At 44.1% G+C, this 18719-nt stretch carries 14 protein-coding genes; 9 read left to right on the forward strand and 5 right to left on the reverse strand.

The features are described 5' to 3' along the window. Positions 1 to 716: 716 nt before the first annotated feature. From HWQ23_RS24150 to HWQ23_RS24170, 5 genes are all read left to right on the forward strand, one after another. The gene (locus HWQ23_RS24150; RefSeq protein WP_292833854.1) at positions 717 to 959 is read left to right on the forward strand and encodes a hypothetical protein; all 243 of its coding nucleotides are present in this window, start codon (positions 717 to 719) and stop codon (positions 957 to 959) included. 136 nt (positions 960 to 1095) lie between these two features. Next, positions 1096 to 2412: a Gfo/Idh/MocA family protein gene (locus HWQ23_RS24155; protein ID WP_292833856.1), complete on the forward strand. Its 1317-nt coding sequence runs from the start codon at positions 1096 to 1098 to the stop codon at positions 2410 to 2412. A 19-nt stretch (positions 2413 to 2431) separates the two neighbouring features. Beyond that, the gene (locus tag HWQ23_RS24160; RefSeq protein WP_292833860.1) at positions 2432 to 2851 is read left to right on the forward strand and encodes an MFS transporter; all 420 of its coding nucleotides are present in this window, start codon (positions 2432 to 2434) and stop codon (positions 2849 to 2851) included. Between the two features lie 76 nt (positions 2852 to 2927). Beyond that, positions 2928 to 4085, forward strand: coding sequence for an XdhC family protein (locus tag HWQ23_RS24165; RefSeq protein ID WP_292833863.1), 1158 nt, complete (start codon positions 2928 to 2930; stop codon positions 4083 to 4085). A 12-nt stretch (positions 4086 to 4097) separates the two neighbouring features. Beyond that, positions 4098 to 4742, forward strand: coding sequence for a nucleotidyltransferase family protein (locus tag HWQ23_RS24170; RefSeq protein ID WP_292833866.1), 645 nt, complete (start codon positions 4098 to 4100; stop codon positions 4740 to 4742). A 116-nt stretch (positions 4743 to 4858) separates the two neighbouring features. Here HWQ23_RS24170 and HWQ23_RS24175 read toward each other — a convergent pair whose 3' ends face one another. The 5 genes from HWQ23_RS24175 to HWQ23_RS24195 all read right to left on the reverse strand — a co-directional run bounded on the left by HWQ23_RS24175 (position 4859) and on the right by HWQ23_RS24195 (position 13679). Further along, positions 4859 to 6250 carry a malic enzyme-like NAD(P)-binding protein gene (locus HWQ23_RS24175; protein WP_292833869.1) on the reverse strand — a complete coding sequence of 464 codons (1392 nt, stop codon included), beginning with the start codon at positions 6248 to 6250 and terminating at the stop codon, positions 4859 to 4861. A gap of 228 nt (positions 6251 to 6478) precedes the next feature. After that, positions 6479 to 7168 carry a Uma2 family endonuclease gene (locus HWQ23_RS24180; protein WP_292833872.1) on the reverse strand — a complete coding sequence of 230 codons (690 nt, stop codon included), beginning with the start codon at positions 7166 to 7168 and terminating at the stop codon, positions 6479 to 6481. 166 nt (positions 7169 to 7334) lie between these two features. Next, positions 7335 to 8417 (reverse strand): photosystem II q(b) protein, encoded by a 1083-nt coding sequence (gene psbA / locus HWQ23_RS24185; RefSeq protein WP_099099811.1) that lies wholly within the window; start codon positions 8415 to 8417, stop codon positions 7335 to 7337. A gap of 626 nt (positions 8418 to 9043) precedes the next feature. Then, complete coding sequence (locus HWQ23_RS24190; RefSeq protein WP_292833876.1) at positions 9044 to 10543, reverse strand: MBOAT family O-acyltransferase; 1500 nt, start codon at positions 10541 to 10543, stop codon at positions 9044 to 9046. 142 nt (positions 10544 to 10685) lie between these two features. Continuing rightward, positions 10686 to 13679, reverse strand: coding sequence for a DUF1574 family protein (locus HWQ23_RS24195; protein WP_292833879.1), 2994 nt, complete (start codon positions 13677 to 13679; stop codon positions 10686 to 10688). 502 nt (positions 13680 to 14181) lie between these two features. Here HWQ23_RS24195 and HWQ23_RS24200 point away from each other — a divergent pair. The 4 genes from HWQ23_RS24200 to HWQ23_RS24215 all read left to right on the forward strand — a co-directional run bounded on the left by HWQ23_RS24200 (position 14182) and on the right by HWQ23_RS24215 (position 18544). After that, entirely contained in the window at positions 14182 to 14436 is a 255-nt protein-coding gene (locus HWQ23_RS24200) for a hypothetical protein (RefSeq protein WP_292833882.1), read from the forward strand. An 84-nt stretch (positions 14437 to 14520) separates the two neighbouring features. Continuing rightward, positions 14521 to 17601: a phosphoenolpyruvate carboxylase gene (gene ppc / locus HWQ23_RS24205; RefSeq protein WP_292833885.1), complete on the forward strand. Its 3081-nt coding sequence runs from the start codon at positions 14521 to 14523 to the stop codon at positions 17599 to 17601. Positions 17602 to 17634: 33 nt separating this feature from the next. After that, a complete protein-coding gene (locus HWQ23_RS24210) occupies positions 17635 to 17898 on the forward strand; it encodes a hypothetical protein (protein ID WP_292833888.1) in 264 nt (87 codons plus the stop codon). Positions 17899 to 18238: 340 nt separating this feature from the next. Then, the gene (locus HWQ23_RS24215) at positions 18239 to 18544 is read left to right on the forward strand and encodes a small RNA NsiR4-regulated ssr1528 family protein (protein WP_196509210.1); all 306 of its coding nucleotides are present in this window, start codon (positions 18239 to 18241) and stop codon (positions 18542 to 18544) included. Positions 18545 to 18719: the final 175 nt, after the last annotated feature.

Consider the following 18719-nt stretch of genomic DNA (forward strand, 5'->3'; position numbering starts at 1 on the left):
TTCAACTAGCAGCCCAAGTTCAACTAGCAGCCCAAGTTCAACTAGCAGCCCAAGTTCAACTAGCAGCCCAAGTCCAACTAGCAGACCAAGTCCAATTAGCACCCCCTAAGCCAATACAGTTGAGTTAAGCATTTCTTCTTTCCCTTTGCGTCCCCTGCGGCTACTCCTGCAAAGAAGCAAGCTCAAGCTACGCCAAGGGAGAAGACTGGCTCTTTCTGGCGCTAACAGCAGTCGAGGAAAGGGGCAATACGCTTGGATTAAGAAGAATAAGCTGTTCCACATTTAACTTGCTCCCATTAGGGCGGGCTTTCCGGCCCACCCCACAAGAGTTAGGTTTAATTAGGTTATGCAATTTAGATGTTTTTCAGGTTAGTAGGTTGGGTTGAGGAAAGAAGCAAGCTACGTCCCTCAACCCAACCTACACCAGTTTTATTTTTTAGCCTTAACCCAAGTGTATTGGCAACCCCCTGTTCTTGCGCTGCTTCACCGATTTACGTCTACGTTAAAGAGTTTTAGCCAGAAAAATCTAATAAGCTAAAACACATCTAAGAAAGCATATCAAAATTTTATCAATATCTTGTGGGGTGGGCATCTTGCCCGCCCTGATGGGAGCAACTTAAATGTCGATTAGCTTATTAGCATTGATGAAGGAATTGGATAATTTATTTTCTGGAGTTCCCTAAGTACAGTTTTGCGTAAAAGCGTAGATTTTTTAATTGCAGAAGAACGCATTGGCATTGTCAGCCGATGCATTGGCATTGCAAGTCGATGCATTGGCATTGCAAGTCGATGCATTGGCATTGCAAGTTGATGCATTGGCATTGCAAGTCGATGCATTGGCATTGTCAGTCGATGCATTGGCATTGTCAGCCGATGCATTGGCATTGCAGCGTATTCCCAAATTTAATTCGCTACGAATTGCTGTACTAAGCTGTTCCCCATCTAGTTCGTATATCTAAATTTCATCAAACTCTTGTGCAGTGGCACAGAAAGCCCGCCTAATTATGCGATTTAAATGTGGAATAGCTTAAGTCCAAAATTTCATCATTAAGGAACCACGACAAATTGTTTAAACGAGAATTTTAGGGAATTACGATGTCTGAATTGTTTAAAGGAAAATTTTCTCGTCGTCAGATTCTCACTACTGCTGGGTTAGGAGCCATTTCAGCCGCCGCAATTGGTAGTATAGACGAAGAGGTTGCTGCCCAACAGCCAACTGGGCAAGCCACCCCACACGGAGGGACTTTGCCGCCTCAGATTGAGTTTCCGCCCATTTCGGAAAAGACTGAGGTTGAGACAGGGGGATCACCAACTGCATTACCTCCAGAGCGACGCTTGGGATTTGCGATCGTCGGACTGGGTAGACTGACATTAGAAGAAATCATGCCTGCATTTGCAGAATGTAAATTAGCAAAGCCAACTGCATTAGTTAGTGGCGATGCTGCCAAAGCCAATCAAGTTGCACAGCAGTATGGCATCAAACCGCAAAATGTTTACAACTATCAGAATTATGACAATCTCCGCAGCAATCCAGACGTTGATGTAATCTATATTGTGCTGCCTAACAGTATGCACCGTGAATATACAGTGCGGGGTGCTAAAGCTGGTAAACATATTTTGTGTGAGAAGCCGATGGCAACCACAGTGGAAGATTGTCAGCAGATGATCGACGCGTGCAAAAGCGCCAATCGTAAGCTGATGATTGCTTATCGCTGCCAATATGAGCCGCACCATCGCGCGATGATTCAAATGATCCGCAGCAAAGAATTGGGAGCGATCAAGGTGATTCAGGCAGACAACGGCCAAAACCAAGGCGGTGACTTAAACCAGTGGCGATTGAAACGTGCCTTAGCTGGAGGTGGCTCTTTACCGGATGTCGGAATTTACTGCTTGAATGCAACTCGCTATTTGACGGGAGAGGAACCGATCGCAATTAGCGCCCAAATCTTCAGCACTCCTGGCGATCCGCGCTTCAAAGAAGTAGAAGAAAGTGTCACCTTCCAGCTGCGGTTTCCCAGTGGGATACTAGGGATTTGCTCTACTAGCTACGGCTTTCACGAAGGGCGGCGGTTTCGCGTCTTCGGCTCTGATGCTTGGGGACAACTCGATCCGGCGTTCTCCTACAACGGTTTACGGATGATGGTTTCACGCAAATCACCAAGTAATAGCATGGCAGAAAACATTAGCGAAGTGCGGATAGGTGAGAAGAATCAGTTCGCCTTAGAAATCGATCACATGGCAGATTGTGTGATTGGGAATAAGCAACCCCATACGCCTGGTGAAGAAGGTTTGCAAGACCAAAAACTGATAGCGTTGATTTATGAAGCCGCACAAACAGGCAAAACGATCGCTCTACCTCGTGTGTCAGGATTGGATGTCACTCGTGGCCCCGCTCCCAGAATGCTGAAGTAAATACGTGCATAGCGCAGTCATGACAACCTCTGCTTGGAGTCCGCTCCGTAACTCTTTGTTTGGCGATCGCTGGATTGCCTCAATTGTCTCCAACATTGGGGGTTGGATGGAGGACACGGCGGGAGCTTGGCTAATGACACTTGAATATTGTATTAACCCAGAGCAAGCAGAGGAATTCATTGCGGCAATTCATGCCCTGCGAGTGGTGCGGTTACGAGATGGTGCGATTCGCTGGGGCATTGATGATACATCTCAGCCGAATCGCTACTTAGAGACATTTATCGTCGAGTCTTGGGTGGATCATTTACGTCAGTATGAACGGTTTACGGTGGCAGATCGAGAGATTCGTGAAAAGGTTTTTGCCTTTCATCAAGGCGATGAACCCCCGATTATTTCTCAGATGATTTATGCTCACCAATCCCAAGAAGCACGAGCTTAGAATAAAAGCATTAGTTTTGATTGGGACTGCCTGCTCAAGCTTACAAGCTGCTAGAAACAGAGAAATAAGCAATCAAATGAACGAATTACAAGCAATTTTAGAAGGCTTCGAGTCAAGTCAAACAAGTGGTGAAATCACTTTCCTTGCCACTGTAGTCAAAACTCAAGGTTCAACCTATCGCCGACCGGGTGCCAAAATGTTGATTACAAATACAGGTCGGATGATCGGAACAATCAGCGCTGGTTGCTTGGAAAACGACGTATTTGAGCATACTCAACAACGAATGTCAGAAGGCGAACCAATTGTTATTACTTACGATAACGCCGCCTCTGAAGATATTTTTTGGGGCTTTGGTTTGGGGTGCAATGGGATAGTGCAAATTCTCCTCGAACGTCTTGAGAGAGAAACGATGCCGAATGCGATCGCTTTTACACAAGAGTGCTTAAATAAAAAACATTTGGGTATTATTGCTACAGTCTTTGCCTTTGAAGGCGCAGTCAATGTCAAACTTGGGTCGCGCTTACTGCTATATCCAAATGGTAAAATTATCACTGACATCAAAGATCCAACTTTAATTCCATCTCTGATTGCAGATAGTCAAGCAGCCTTTACTAATCAAAAGTCAAGTGTAAAGAACTATCAGCTACCTTTAGGCAGTGTAGAAGTTTTCATTGAAGTCATCCAACCACCCACACGTTTAGTAATATTTGGTGCAGGTTATGACGCTGTACCCGTAGCACAATTTGCTCAAGCATTAGGTTGGCAGGTTACTGTAGTCGATTGTCGAGCTAATCAAGCAACTAAAGAGCGATTTCCTCGTTCTTGTGATCTGATTCTTAGTCGGCGGGAAGTTGTAGATAAACAGGTATTTATCGATGACTACACAGTTGCTGTGGTGATGACGCATAATTACCTTGACGACCTGGAAATTTTGAAAATGTTGCTGCCATCTCCTGCACGCTACATCGGGGTTTTAGGGCCAAAGCTGCGTACTGAAAGATTGCTTGAAGATTTACGCCTGCAAGGAATAGTTTATAATACTGAACAATTAAAAAGATTGCATGGCCCTGTTGGGATTGACATCGGAGCAGATACACCTGAAGGAATAGCGATCGCGATTATTGCTGAAATTCAAGCAGTGCTAACAAACAGCAGTGCTAATTTTTTAAGAAATCGCCATCAACCAATTCACCAATCCGATGAAAGCAACTTAAACTTGCTACTTACCACATAGTTTTTATCTTTTATGGTATTTAACACTGAGCAAATAGACAATCAAAAATCAACCATAGCGATTATGATTCTTGCTGCTGGTGCATCGACTCGTATGGGTACACCAAAACAACTATTGCTTTACCAAGGACGTAGTTTTTTGCAATACATTACAGAAATGGCGATCGCTTCAGTTTGTCAACCTGTGGTAGTAGTACTTGGAGCAAATGCAGAACAAATTCATCCCCAAATTAAGCACCTTCTTGTTAGAGTAGTTAATAACTCAGATTGGGCTTGTGGGATGGGTAGTTCAGTCAAGAGCGGCATTGAATTATTAAATAATCTTCCTGAAAAAATAGAAGCAGTAGTTATTACACTTTGCGACCAGCCATTTGTTTCTCACCAAATTATTAATCAACTTGTTGATGCATATTATTCGACAAAAAAACCGATTATTGCTTGTGAATATGCGGGTACATTAGGTGTACCCGCTCTATTTAGTCAGAGATTTTTTTCAGAACTTGCTGCTTTGAAAGAAACTTCAGGAGCAAAAAGAGTTATTAATAATAACCTCAATGAAGTGTTTTCCATTCCGTTTTCACTAGGGGATATCGATATTGATACACCAAAGGATTACGAACAATTACTATCAATTACCAGAGCCGCTTCTGGAGTATAGTAAACCTTTTGCTCCCTGACAAAAGTCAGACAATTTTGGATTTTGAATCTTCTCTTCTTAGGCAACGCCCAACAATTCCATTATCCAAAATTTAAAATCTAAAATTCGGTGATTATTTAATTCCGAGCGATACCTTCTTCACGCGCTGCACGTTGCACAGCAGCAGCAACAGCAGTGGCGACGCGCTCATCAAAGACTGAAGGAATAATATGTTCCCGACTTAAGTCTGAAGGCTTGACTAAGGAGGCGATCGCACTTGCGGCTTCTAGACACATTTTGGTGGTAATTGTCTGTGCCCGACAATCTAAAGCACCACGGAATACCCCAGGAAAAGCGAGGACGTTATTGATTTGATTCGGGTAGTCACTGCGACCGGTAGCGATCACAGCAACATCTTCACTGATTAATTCTGGCTGAATCTCTGGAATCGGATTTGCCATTGCAAACACAATTGGATCTTTCGCCATCGAATGTACCATTTCTAGTGTCAAAACTCCCGGTGCACTGACACCAATAAATACATCTGCTCCTTGCATTGCACCCGCTAATGTCCCCTGAGCTTTCACGGCAAATTCGAGTTTTTCTGGTGTCAAATCGGTGCGACTAGTAGAAATAATCCCTTTAGAGTCGCACATCCAGATTTTTTCTGCCCCAGCTTTCCGGAGTAACCGAGCGATCGCCACTCCCGCCGCCCCAGCACCGTTAATCAGGATCTTGATTTCCCCTATTGACTTTTGTACCAGCTTTAGGGAATTAAATAACGCGGCCAAGGTGACAATTGCTGTACCGTGCTGGTCATCATGAAATACGGGAATATCTAACTCTTGGCGCAATCTTTTTTCTATTTCAAAGCAGCGAGGTGCAGCAATATCTTCTAGATTCACGCCCCCAAACACTGGAGCGATATTCTTAACTGTCTGGATAATCTCTTCTGTATCTTGAGTCGCCAGACAAATCGGAAAAGCATCCAGCCCCGCAAATTCCTTGAACAGCATTGCTTTGCCTTCCATGACTGGTAGGGCGGCTGCTGGGCCGAGATTTCCCAATCCCAAAACGGCACTACCATCGCTAACAATGGCAACAGTGTTTTGTTTGATGGTTAACTTGTAAACTTCCTCTGGATCTTGAGCGATCGCAGTACAAATTCGACCGACTCCGGGCGTGTAAGCCATTGCTAGATCGGATACACTCTTCAGGGGAATTCTGCTGACAATGCTGATTTTGCCACCGCGATGCAAATTAAAGGTGCGATCGTAGACGCTGAGTAACTTGATGTCTGGCAATGCTTTGACTGCTTGCACAATCGTTTCAGCGTGCTCAGTACTAGCAGCATCCACAGTCAGATCGCGGGTAGACTGTTTGCGGGTTTCCTCGATTAAATCAATTTGACCCAGATTACCGCCAGTGGTTGCGATCGCCTGGGTTATCAACGCCAACATCCCTATACGATTGGGAATCTGCAAACGCAGTGTCAAACTAAAACTAGAATTCGGAGTTAGGTCTGTCATGTTTATTTGGGATTTTAAGTTTTAGATTTTATATTGAATTGAGACGAAAACTAAAATCTGAGATTTGTAGTCAGTCGAAACACAATAAATTATTTTTCTTTATACCAATGCATTCACTAATATAAATGGGTAACAACTTAGTAATTGTACCCAAATACACCAGATATTTTTTGAAAATTTTATCTGTGTAAATATTTTTATTTTTAAATCTACTTGTATTAAGTTTGACTAAGTTAAACGCTCAACAAACTCCGTGTGTTCTTTTGAATTTAACCCTTGTTGCAGTACTGCTAAAACTTTCGTCATATCTCCTGTGATGAGTGAGGTGATAGCTAACCACAAACCTGGAAATACTCTACTTTTAATCACCCCATCTGCATCTGCCACAAGTGGCAAATATTCATCATTTTCCAAGCAGAACCAGTCGAGTTTATTCTCTAAAGTCTGCCAAACGATATATTCCTGTACTCCGTTGCGGCGGTAGGCGCGTTTTTTGTCGTACAAATCAATAGATGCACTACTGGCTGCTACTTCTGCTACTAATTCCGGTGCGCCTTCTACGTAATCATCTTCACTTATTTGTGCCTGTCCCCTGGTTGGTTTATCTATCAATAGCAAAACATCAGGCTGTGGTTCATTATCTAAATCTAAGCGCACGGTAGCATTGTCACCTAGTTCTACGCCTGGGGTGGAAACTTTGTAATTTCCTAACCAGACAATTAAGTTTCCATGAGGTAAACCATGACTTCTAAAACGCAATGGTGATGCCACGTAGACGACTCCTTCGATTAATTCTGCTTTTTTATCGGGCATTGCTGTATAGCGCCGCTCGAATTCGTGGCGGGTTAAGCGATCGCCACTTTCTAAGGGAGGGATAAAAGCGCTATTATTTAAGCCATGTTTCACAGAAGCCGCCATTACCTGATTCCTCATCCGCAGGAGTTGTAGCTTGAATCTAACATAATGGAGTGCGATGTCTTCTCGTGTAAAAATTGGATATTTTTTTATTTAGAAGTTCTTAATTACAACAAAAAAGCGCCCCCCATTTCTCGAGGGCGCTTTTTATTTAGCGAATACTGAAGTATTAACCATTGATAGCAGGAGCAGTCATTGCTACAGGTGTAATTTCACCAGCAGCTAAGTCTAAGGGGAAGTTGTGAGCGTTACGCTCGTGCATTACTTCCATACCCAAGTTAGCGCGGTTGATTACGTCTGCCCAGGTGCTGATGACGCGACCTTGGGAGTCAATGATTGATTGGTTGAAGTTGAAACCGTTCAGGTTGAATGCCATCGTGCTGATACCCAAAGCGGTGAACCAGATACCGACGACAGGCCAAGCTGCTAGGAAGAAGTGCAGTGAACGGCTGTTGTTGAAGGAAGCGTATTGGAAGATTAGACGACCGAAGTAGCCGTGGGCTGCAACGATGTTGTAGGTTTCTTCTTCTTGACCGAACTTGTAACCGTAGTTTAGTGATTCGGTTTCGGTGGTTTCACGCACCAAGGAAGAAGTTACTAGAGAACCGTGCATTGCAGAGAACAATGAACCGCCGAATACACCAGCCACACCTAACATGTGGAAGGGGTGCATCAAGATGTTATGTTCTGCTTGGAACACAATCATGAAGTTGAAGGTTCCAGAGATACCCAAAGGCATACCATCTGAGAAAGAACCTTGACCGATGGGGTAGATCAAGAATACTGCGGTAGCGGAAGCCAAAGGTGCGCTGTAAGCTACGCAGATCCAAGGACGCATACCTAAGCGGTAAGAAAGTTCCCACTGACGACCCAGGTAGGCGGCGCAACCGATCAAGAAGTGGAAAACTACCAATTGGTAAGGGCCGCCGTTGTACAACCACTCATCTAAGGAAGCAGCTTCCCAGATTGGGTAGAAGTGCAAACCGATGGCGTTTGAAGAAGGTACTACTGCACCAGAGATGATGTTATTTCCGTAGATCAAAGAACCTGCAACTGGTTCGCGGATACCATCGATGTCCACAGGAGGAGCAGCGATAAAGGCAATTACGAAGCAGGTGGTCGCAGCTAGCAGGGTAGGAATCATCAAAACACCGAACCAACCGATATATATACGGTTATCCGTGCTGGTGATCCACTCGCAGAAGCGATCCCATACATTAGCGTCAGAGCGCCGTTGTAAGGTTGTGGTCATTGTTTTATAAGTGCTATATGTTGTTGTTAAAAATGGAACAAGCGGATTTTTTTCGCCTGTTAAAATCCAGTCTACAAGAATTTACTTTCAGGCGCTCTGTGACTTAATATTCTGTTACAGAATTCTCTAACAAGCTCATCGAACTGTAAAGTTTTCCTACTATGAAATAATAATCATAAAAGTAATGGATTGAGGCTTTGTAAGCCATTTCAATATCAAACTAGCTGTAACTATCAATGATCTCATGTCCGCTTGATTAGTTATTAAATGCGAAGAACCCCAAAGAGCCAAAGCTACGCTTTGTCTCCCCTCCCCGCTAGCGGGGAGGGGCTGGGGGTGGGTGCAATGAATGTGGGAATGATAACTAATTATTCGGACATAAACTGAGGCGATCGCCTAGCTATTTTCCTTTACAGTTCTTTACAATTAGCCTGTGGGAAAAATTTTAAGTCTTGCCTAAGTTGTAACGAGATAATAAGTTCTACCTCGCTATAAGAGCGTTTCCTAATAAGAGCGAGGTAGAGCTAACCTCACCCCGAAGCTGTACTTTATCTTCCCTCTGTGTGCGTCAAAAGAAGCGTTGGGGGTGAGGTTTTGATATGTACTTGATGCACCTGGGAACCGCTTTAAAAATCAAAGTAGATGTAGGGCAAACTGCCTTCAGGAGCTAATAACCAAACAGCGTAGAAAGATAGAGGCACGAAGACAAGCTTAAGAGGCCAGTTCAACTCTAACTTCAGAATTCGGTTGAAGGCATAGACTACAGCCATAAGGGCAGCTAAAGCTAGAAGTACCCAAGTGAGTTGGGATTGGCTCATATTTAAGGCTTCCACATAGACCTTTTGAGCAAACTGGGGATCAGCAGGATAACCCCAAAGATGCCGAAATACCAAAGAAGAGTCTTGGAGATTAGGTAGGCGGAACCAGATCCAAGAGGTAAAAACCATCAGTTGGGTCAAGAACCAAGCGACAAAGATACCCAGAGGATTTTGCCAGAATTGTTCTAGATTTTCAACGCGATCGCTGATCGCATCTGTAAGTCGATGAACCACCAAGGCTAACCCGTGGAATATGCCCCAAACGACATAACCTAAAGCAGCACCGTGCCAAATACCAGCGATTAGCATAATAATAAGTAAATTCCAGCAGGTACGGACTAAACCCCGACGGGAACCACCCAAAGGAAAGTAGAGATAGTTACGTAGCCAATCTCCTAGAGTCATGTGCCAGCGCCGCCAAAATTGGGCAATATTGGTGCTGAAATAGGGAAAGTCGAAATTCTCAGGTAGAACCAAGCCGAAAAGCAAAGCACTACCACGGGCAATGTCTACGTAACCGTTGAAATCTAGATATAACTGCAATCCGTAGGCGAATGTAGCTAACCACAAATCGGTACTACCCGCCCGTTGCAAATTACCAAAACATAAATCAACAAAAATTCCCAAGTGGTCTGCAAAAATACCTTTTTTGACTGCGCCCCTAGCAATCAACCACAGCGCCTCAGCGACTCTATCGCTATTGGGGAAGTCTAGTGTATTGAATTGATTTGCTAAGTTGTGGTAGCGCGTAATCGGGCCGGAAATCAGTTTGGCGAAAAATAATTTGTATGTGGCAAATTTGAGAAACTGCTCAGTAGCAGGCGCACCGCGATAGACATCTATTAAATAGGCAATGCATTCAAAGGTGAAAAATGAAATTCCCAAGGGTGCAATCACTTTAAAAGAGCTATCTGGTGAGTTTGTTTCCAGATGAAAAACAAACTTGAATAAAGGGGTAAAATACTTAAAACCTAATAACAGTAAAACATTTAGAGTTATACCCAGCCACAAAAGTTTTAGACGACGAAGATTCCAATCACCTTGGGCAAATTGCCACTCTTCATTAGAAATTTGCCAATCAAGAGAATGTTTTCCTGGCGATGTGTTTTTTCCAATTTCCAGCCCCACACGGAAATTAATAAACGTCAATGCTAATAGTAATGGTATGTACTGGATGTGCAGAGATGCATAGAAAACCAAACTAGCAATTAGCAGCGTCCATAATCGCAATTTCTGTTGTGCTAAAGACCAGTAAATTCCTAACACACTCAACAAGAACAGCCCATATAAAATTGATATAAAGTTCATTTTTTAGTCGTTTATCATTTATCATTTGTCATTTGTCATTTGTCATTTGTCATTTGTTATTGGGCATTGCTTATTCTCCTCATCCCCCTGATCTCCCTGATCTCCCTCATCCCCCACTCCCCATTCCCCATTCCCCACTCCCCTATTTCACTGGCCAAGGAATCATCGGGTCATTAGCCAACTTTTTCGAGACTTCGTATGCTCCAAAGCGGTTGAGGTGGCTGGGATCAGAAAAGTAGTCATTTGTTTTTATCCACTGTTGGCTCAAATCACGATAAATAAACTTGGGATTAGTAGCCAAACGCAACATATATTGCTGAAATTGTTGCTCATATTGTTTACGCACTGGATCTAAATAATCTTCCGTCAAAGGCATATTGACAAACACTAAGGAAATTTTTTGAGACTGGGCAAACTGAAGCAATTCTTGACAGGCAGCATCTTGCTGTCCTTCTACTTGGAAAGATTTATAGTCGTTGTCGTAATTTCCGGAAACCCGAGAATGTTTTTGATAGTATCTGGCGGGATTGAAGCGAATAGACAAAGGTAGAAAGCCATCAAAGTCAACTGCTTGCCGAGAAATACTCTCATCTGAAGTACCGTCTGTAGACTGTTTTTCTGATGCAACTGTCTGATTAGGACTAAGTGTGAACAGTTGTTTTTGCAGTAAAGTTTTAATTTGGTCGCGGTTTTGATAGCTAGTAGAAAGAGATGCTAGAGCCTGACTTAACGACTGATTGACAGCTTCATAGGTACTAATCTCCGGTTTTTCCTCACTTGTCTTTTCTTCTGGCGAATTTACCGTATTTTCGGGCAAATCATTGCTATTTGCAGCTATTGGTGTTTTTTGGAGTGCTTGTTTATAACCAGCTGATGCAGCGATCGATTTAAAGGTAATATCCTCGCGTCCACCGTTGAAAGCACGCGCACCATCTGCCCAGATAATTATTTTAGGCAGTTCTGATGGTTCCAGTACGTGGCGAACCAGAAAGTCTACAACTTGTGCAGTAGCACCGTTGATCCCAAAGTTAAACACGTCAATATTTGGATAACCCTGAGCCGCTAAAGCTTTAGAAAGTGCTGCTGGATCTACTCCTCTGAGCGCGCGGGAGGAGCCAATAATCAACACATCTGGCGGACTACCAGTTCTAGCTAAACGCTGTTTATACAGTGCTAGTTGCTCGTCTAACTGCCTGACATTGAAACTTGGCATCTGCGATCGCGCTGCTAAAAGAATAGCGGTAGAGGTTGCTTTTTCCTTCAGTGGTGCAGCTGCCAAATTCTTGATCGAGGTATCATCACTTTGGGTAAATTCAGAAGCATTAAATACAGAACTCTGATTTGGAGGAGATTTTGTCTTGGAAGTGCTGGTAAAAAATGTCGTTTTCTGGCTCTGATTTTTCCCAGATGTCAAAGATGCCTTTTGCCCAGAAGATGATGGGGGTATATTGGTGGGCGTAGCACGGGCGATGATTTGACCCAACACCCAATCAGTTTGGAGAGTGAGCAATAATCCCAGTGTCCCCCAAACCAGAGCCACCTTAAGTCCTTGAGCGTCAGGGTTTGCCTCGGCTGACTGGTGGGTTTCGGTAAATAGCTGGCTTCTCAACAGGAATTTTTTCGCTGTTGCACTCGCTGTTGCTATCCAATCTCGCGCTACTTCTGTCACAAAAGTTTGAACTTCTTGTGTGGTTAAGTCCGGGCGCAAAATTGGTTCGTTAGTCTCAGAGCTTACCAGCTCGTTAAAGTATTTAGAAGTAGCAGCAAATTCTGGGGTTGCTTCTGGGACTAAACGTTGGCGATGCTCAAAATCAAGTCCATAGTGCCAAAAAGGTTCTTTATTCCCAGCGCGGCGACCGTAGACACGTATGCCCATAATACCGGGAATTTTTAACTGGCGGATAAACTGGGTAATTTTGCTTGCTACTTGTTCACGCCCTGGACAAACAGGTGCATCACACATGATGTGCAATAAATCATTTTTTTTCAGCAGCAGTACGCGAATTCCACCTGTCAATAGCCGCCAATCCAAGTCAGGATTGAGTAAACGCTCCAGTAAAAATACGATCGCTGGTTGATCGCCAGTATTCGCCAAATCTAGCGGTGATATGGCAAAGGCGGGATGCTTTGTCGCGGGTAAAGCCAGCCAATCAATCCAAGTTGGTTGGTTGTCGCCTGCTTTTTGTCCGTATACGGTGGCGGCGAGAATGCCTTGAGGAGCGATCCCTTCTAGCTGGGGTAAAATCGCCTCTAAGCACATTACCTTGTCTGGGATTGGGGCTATTCCTAAGGGATCATAAGCTGGAGTACAAAAGATATGTAGGGTTGATTCCTTAAGATCAGCTTGGACAGCAACTTTTAATGACAATACCTCAGTTAATAATCGAGCGATCGCTTGTACATCCCCCCAACGCGCCCACTCCTTAAGCATTACCTCTGGTGGCGTCAAATCCACCCGCAGCAGCCAATCAGGTGCAGTTTCGCCGATCACCTGAGAAACAATTACTGCATCTTGGTAGCCGGAAAGTTTGAGATAACGCAACTTCTGCGCTATTGGTTCAGCAAGCAACGATGCATCAGGGCTATAGCTTGACAGGCAAAATATCCACAGGCGATTTTCTTCTGGCTGAGAGTTCTTTGGCTTATATAGCTTAATCTTTGCCTGTACCGATACACCTAACATACTCAGAGTTTCGCTGAGATAGCGAGCGATCGCCTCTGGGTTTCCTTGGCGTGCCAAACTTTCGTTAGAGACAATCAGCGCCCCAGCCGATTGTTTTGATTTTTCCGAGTCTTCTAGCAGCGCTTGCTGCACCTGTTCCAGATGCTTATCTATTTGATTCAAGTAAACCCGATGGCACCATTTGGGGCGCTGTTCCCCTTTTCTTCGGCCATAGACAAATACTTGATATATTGAGGGTTCTTCCTTGCTGGTCAGGAGATCCACATCTGTTTGCTGTAGTGCTTGCAGCAAGTCAGACAAAGTGCGCCAACGCTGCGGACATTCTGTACCTTCACAAAGAATATGAAGGTCATTTCCCCGCAACCGGACTTTCACTCCGAAAGTGTTGATTCCTGTTGCTTGGCTTACCCATTGCAGTAAGGATTGCTGGCGATCTGGTAATACTGTTTTCATTAGAAGTTAACTTTACAGTCAGCGATTGTTGGGGGATAGTGCTTGCACTTGTAAACTAGAACCATAGGTCTATCACACTCTGACGGTTTTTTTTTAACAATTTTGTTACCTTCGTAGCTCACAAAATCCGCCAAGATAGTCTTGTACAGGTTGCAAGTCTGACTAATATTGAGTTTTGCGTTTATTTTACTAATAGGGAGTCAGAAATCGGAAGTTAGGAGTTAGGAGTTAAAAGTTAGCAGCTAGGAGTCAGAATAATTCTATATGACTAGCTGATCGCTTGTCTTTTAAAGTCGGACTTGCTTACCACTGCGTTAACGCCCCTGATGGACGAAACAAACAACAAGCTTATCCCATTTCAACTTCATCCCTTTATCAAAAGGAGTCATCCTAACTCCCAACTCCTGTACAGACGCGATTAATCGCGTCTCTACTCCAAACTCCTGTACAGACGCGATTAATCGCGTCTCTACTCAATAATTCCCATAACCAAAAATTAGCAATGCCTCCTGCCAAACAACAGCCTTCACCTAACCCCGCATCCAATCTGGATTTCTTTACCATTCCCCAATCGTTCATTTTACAAATAGGTACAGCGTCTATATTACTGCTGCTGATTACAGGAAAAACTACAGTAAGAGCACTAGAAGCCATAGGGGAAGCCAGTGAAGAATTATTTCGAGGCGATCGCCTACCTAACCTCGACTTCCCAGATGAACACCAAACCAATCCAGATGAGAATATATACACCAAATAATTATTTGCTCAGGAACAACCCGGTGAGCATTAAGTGCAAAGCCTAGAACCGTAAACAGTAATTAGCTTTACAAGAATAGAGAATATGGGTTCCCTTTTATACTCTTCGTCTCAAACTGCGGATATATACCCGGTGTCGGAATTATTTTTGCGTCATCGTCTCCAGGTAGTGGAAGAATTGTGGGAGTCAGTTCTCCGGCAAGAATGCGGACAAAATATGGTAGACCTGTTGGGGCAGTTGCGCGATTTATGTTCACCAGAAGGACAAGCAACAAATGACCAAGCATCCTCAGCCGTCAAATTAATTGAACAACTAAATATCAACGAAGCAATCCGCGCGGCTCGTGCTTTCGCTCTCTATTTTCAGTTGATTAACATCATAGAGCAGGAATACGAACAACGGCAGCAATTGAGTCGCTATGAGGCAGAAGCAGAGGCTACAGAGCCGCAAACACCATCCAATGTCAACTATTCCTCCAATCAAAGAGAAGATGACGCGCCTGTTAGCAGGGGAATAGCAGCAGAGTTGCTGAGAAAAAGTTATCTAGAAAAAGAATTAGTCAAACCAAAAGGTACTTTCGCTGCCTTGTTTCCCTATTTATTCAAACTGAATGTACCACCCCAGCAAATTCAACGTCTAATTGCACATCTGGATGTGCGCTTAGTTTTCACAGCGCACCCAACGGAAATTGTTCGTCATACCATCCGGGATAAGCAGCGACAGGTGGTATTACTGTTGCAAAAACTGGATGCCTTAGAAAACCATTCTGGTACCACACCCGGAGCATATCCTTGGGAAGCAGCAGATGTCCGCGAACAATTGCTCGAAGAAATTCGCCTGTGGTGGCGCACAGATGAACTTCACCAGTTCAAACCGACAGTGCTAGATGAAGTAGATTATGCTCTACACTACTTCCAAGAAGTTTTATTTGATGGCATTCCTCAACTGTATAAACGTTTCAAACATACCCTATCCAATACCTTTCCTTGGCTAGAACCACCGAGTAAAAACTTTTGCTCTTTCGGCTCCTGGGTAGGTTCAGACAGGGATGGGAACCCATCAGTTACACCCGAAATTACCTGGCAGACAGCTTGCTATCAACGCAAAATGGTGCTAGGGAGATATATTCAGTCAGTAAAAAATCTGATTGAATTGTTGAGTGTGTCGATGCACTGGAGTGATGTCTTACCAGACTTACTGGAATCTCTAGAATTGGATCAGTCCCAGTTGAGCGAAGTCTACGATGCACTGGCGCTGCGTTATCGACAAGAACCCTATCGGCTGAAACTGGCTTATGTGCTGAAACGGCTAGAAAATACTCGCGATCGCAATCTAGCTTTATATAATCGGGAAACGCCAAAAAATCAAGATAGTCCCCTGTATCTTTCGGGAGACGATTTTTTAGCAGAACTGCGGATGATTGAACGCAACTTAACAGAAACAGGTTTAAGCTGTCGAGAATTAGAAAATCTCATCTGTCAGGCAGAAATTTTTGGCTTTAACTTGACACAGCTAGATATCCGTCAAGAATCATCCCGCCACGCCGATGCGCTCAATGAGATACTCGAATACCTGCAAATATTATCTCAACCTTACAACGAACTCTCTGAGGAGGAAAAAGTCGCTTGGCTCACCGGAGAACTGCAAACTCGCCGGCCATTAATTCCGGCAGAATTGCCATTTTCTGAGAAAACCAACGATGTAATTGAAACTTTTCGCATCGTGCGATCGCTGCAACAAGAATTTGGTTTCAACATCTGCCAAACTTACATTATCAGCATGTGCCGCGACGTCAGCGACGTGCTGGAAGTGTTGCTGTTAGCTAAAGAAGCCAGACTTTTTGACCCCGCCATTGCTGTCGGAACTATTCAAGTTGTCCCCCTCTTTGAAACAGTAGAAGATTTACAACGCTCCAGAAGCGTCATGCGGAAACTGTTTGAACTGCCGTTATATCGCGCTTTGTTAGCTGGCGGCTATGAACAGACAAAAGCAGAGAATGCCAATGAAAATTCATCCTCCCCTGCCTCCCCTGTCCCCTCCGTTTCGCCCCTCCCCCCAAACTTACAAGAAGTCATGCTGGGGTATTCTGACAGCAACAAAGACTCTGGTTTTTTAAGCAGCAACTGGGAAATTCATAAAGCTCAAAAATCGCTGCAACAAATAGCAGAAAACTATGATCTAAATTTGCGGATTTTCCACGGACGCGGCGGTTCTGTGGGACGGGGTGGCGGCCCTGCTTACGAGGCGATTTTGGCTCAACCAGGTCATAGTATCAATGGGCGAATCAAAATTACCGAACAAGGAGAAGTTTTGGCTTCCAAATATTCCTTGTTGGACTTGGCATTGTATCACATGGAAACCATCACCACGGCTGTGATTCAAGCTAGCCTGTTGCGGACAGGGTTTGATGATATTGAACCCTGGAATGAGATTATGGAAGAATTAGCAGCGCGATCGCGCCAACATTATCGTGCCCTAATCTACGAACAGCCTGATTTTGTTGACTTCTTCCACGAAGTAACTCCGATTGAAGAAATCAGCCAGCTACAAATTAGTTCCCGTCCAGCCCGCCGTCCATCTGGTAAGAAAGATTTAAGTAGTCTACGAGCTATTCCTTGGGTATTTAGTTGGACACAAACTCGCTTTTTGCTGCCTTCTTGGTACGGCGTTGGCACAGCTATACAAGAATTCTTGAACGTAGAACCAGAAGAACATTTGAAATTGCTACGTTACTTTTACGTTAAGTGGCCTTTTTTCAAGATGGTGATTTCCAAAGCCGAGATGACCTTGGCAAAAGTAGACATGCAAATGGCACATCACTACGTTCAGGAATTGTCAAAACCAGAAGATCAACTTCGTTTTGCCAAGGTTTTTGATCAAATTGCCAGCGAGTTCTATCTTACAAGAGATTTGGTGTTAAAAATCACCAATCACAATCGACTGTTAGATGGTGATCCTGTATTGCAACGATCTGTACAGTTACGCAATGGCACAATTGTACCCTTAGGATTTATCCAAGTTTCCTTACTCAAGCGCCTACGACAGTCCCAAAATACGACTGCTACATCTGGAGTCATCCACTCTCGTTACAGCAAAGGCGAGTTACTGCGAGGGGCATTGTTAACTATTAATGGTATTGCTGCTGGGATGAGAAATACAGGTTGATTGGGAATGGGAGTTGGGAGTGGGGAGTGGGGGATGAGGGAGACAAGGGGGACAAGAATTTTAATTTGCACTTTTTTGGCGCTATCAGTAGGTTTTTTTGGTGCTTACACTAGTGGGCAAATTACCATGATGCTGCATAGCCAAAAGTGCCAAAACCAACCTTGGGGTTTCAAGGAGATGTGCAATGCTTGGATGACACCTGGAGCAATATGGCAAGGTAGCACAACAGGGTTATGGACAGGCACTATCTTAGGGGCGTTTGTTGGGGGTTTGGTGACGCGACAAGCTCGTGATTAGTGTAGCGTCACCAAAGCCCCCGCCTAAAGGCGGGGGCTTGAAAAAAGCCCAAATCTGACTAGTCTAAGTCAAAACTTGACTACGTTTAAGGCAAGAGTTAAAGACCTACCAAGGAATGCTCCCGCTAGTTCCTTGCTCTAGAAATTGAGGATTAAAGAGGCTTAAAAGGGTTAAACCAGTGTTCTCGATATGCTTCCACGGCGCGAGGATTTTGGTGAGTTCGATGAACCTCTAAACGCAAAGAATTGCAATTAATCCCCGGCAGCAAAAAAGCCAGTTGGCAGCTTTGGTGTCAGCAAGGCTGGTAAAATCTACCCATAGCGAAAAAGAACAAATCACCATGCCTACCGAAACTAACCCAGGAAATCAGACTACCACAGGTGCTGATGCTATTGATGAAGCGATCGCACAGGGAATTGATTTTGATGGTTCTCCGATTCCGCCTGCCAAGCTAGACCTTTATGGTAAAGTTATGGCGCTAGAAGGCAATAGACAGCGCAGTGGCGTATCTAATACGATGCGATCGCGCATTGTGCGAATTGGTGCAAAACACATTCCCCAAGCAGAACTCGACCAATTACTTGTAGATGCTGGTTTCGCACCCCTAAAAGAGAAAGAAATTGCTTTTTTTTATAGTGGCAAATAATTGTTGATGTTTGACAACAGTTTTCATTTATTTGAACCACATATTATGTTGTAGGGGCACAGTCAATTTAGAGCCAGGGCGACTGGAAGTCGCGGCTACACAAACCAAGTCCACCTCCGTGGACTAATACAAAATCAAGGATTCTTAACCCACGCAGGTGGGTTTTGTCTGTGTA

Origin of the sequence: Nostoc sp. JL33 (assembly GCF_017114985.1) — a bacterium.
GTDB lineage: Bacteria > Cyanobacteriota > Cyanobacteriia > Cyanobacteriales > Nostocaceae > Nostoc.

What these genes read in the sequence shown, in the direction of transcription:
- HWQ23_RS24165 (WP_292833863.1), top strand. Translation starts at nt 2,928, where the DNA reads ATGAACGAATTACAAGCAATTTTAGAAGGCTTCGAGTCAAGTCAAACA.
- HWQ23_RS24215 (WP_196509210.1), top strand. Translation starts at nt 18,239, where the DNA reads ATGCCTACCGAAACTAACCCAGGAAATCAGACTACCACAGGTGCTGAT.
- HWQ23_RS24170 (WP_292833866.1), top strand. Translation starts at nt 4,098, where the DNA reads ATGGTATTTAACACTGAGCAAATAGACAATCAAAAATCAACCATAGCG.
- HWQ23_RS24155 (WP_292833856.1), top strand. Translation starts at nt 1,096, where the DNA reads ATGTCTGAATTGTTTAAAGGAAAATTTTCTCGTCGTCAGATTCTCACT.
- HWQ23_RS24160 (WP_292833860.1), top strand. Translation starts at nt 2,432, where the DNA reads ATGACAACCTCTGCTTGGAGTCCGCTCCGTAACTCTTTGTTTGGCGAT.
- HWQ23_RS24180 (WP_292833872.1), bottom strand. Translation starts at nt 7,168, where the DNA reads ATGGCGGCTTCTGTGAAACATGGCTTAAATAATAGCGCTTTTATCCCT.
- psbA (WP_099099811.1), bottom strand. Translation starts at nt 8,417, where the DNA reads ATGACCACAACCTTACAACGGCGCTCTGACGCTAATGTATGGGATCGC.
- HWQ23_RS24200 (WP_292833882.1), top strand. Translation starts at nt 14,182, where the DNA reads ATGCCTCCTGCCAAACAACAGCCTTCACCTAACCCCGCATCCAATCTG.
- HWQ23_RS24190 (WP_292833876.1), bottom strand. Translation starts at nt 10,543, where the DNA reads ATGAACTTTATATCAATTTTATATGGGCTGTTCTTGTTGAGTGTGTTA.
- HWQ23_RS24175 (WP_292833869.1), bottom strand. Translation starts at nt 6,250, where the DNA reads ATGACAGACCTAACTCCGAATTCTAGTTTTAGTTTGACACTGCGTTTG.
- HWQ23_RS24195 (WP_292833879.1), bottom strand. Translation starts at nt 13,679, where the DNA reads ATGAAAACAGTATTACCAGATCGCCAGCAATCCTTACTGCAATGGGTA.
- ppc (WP_292833885.1), top strand. Translation starts at nt 14,521, where the DNA reads ATGGGTTCCCTTTTATACTCTTCGTCTCAAACTGCGGATATATACCCG.
- HWQ23_RS24210 (WP_292833888.1), top strand. Translation starts at nt 17,635, where the DNA reads ATGAGGGAGACAAGGGGGACAAGAATTTTAATTTGCACTTTTTTGGCG.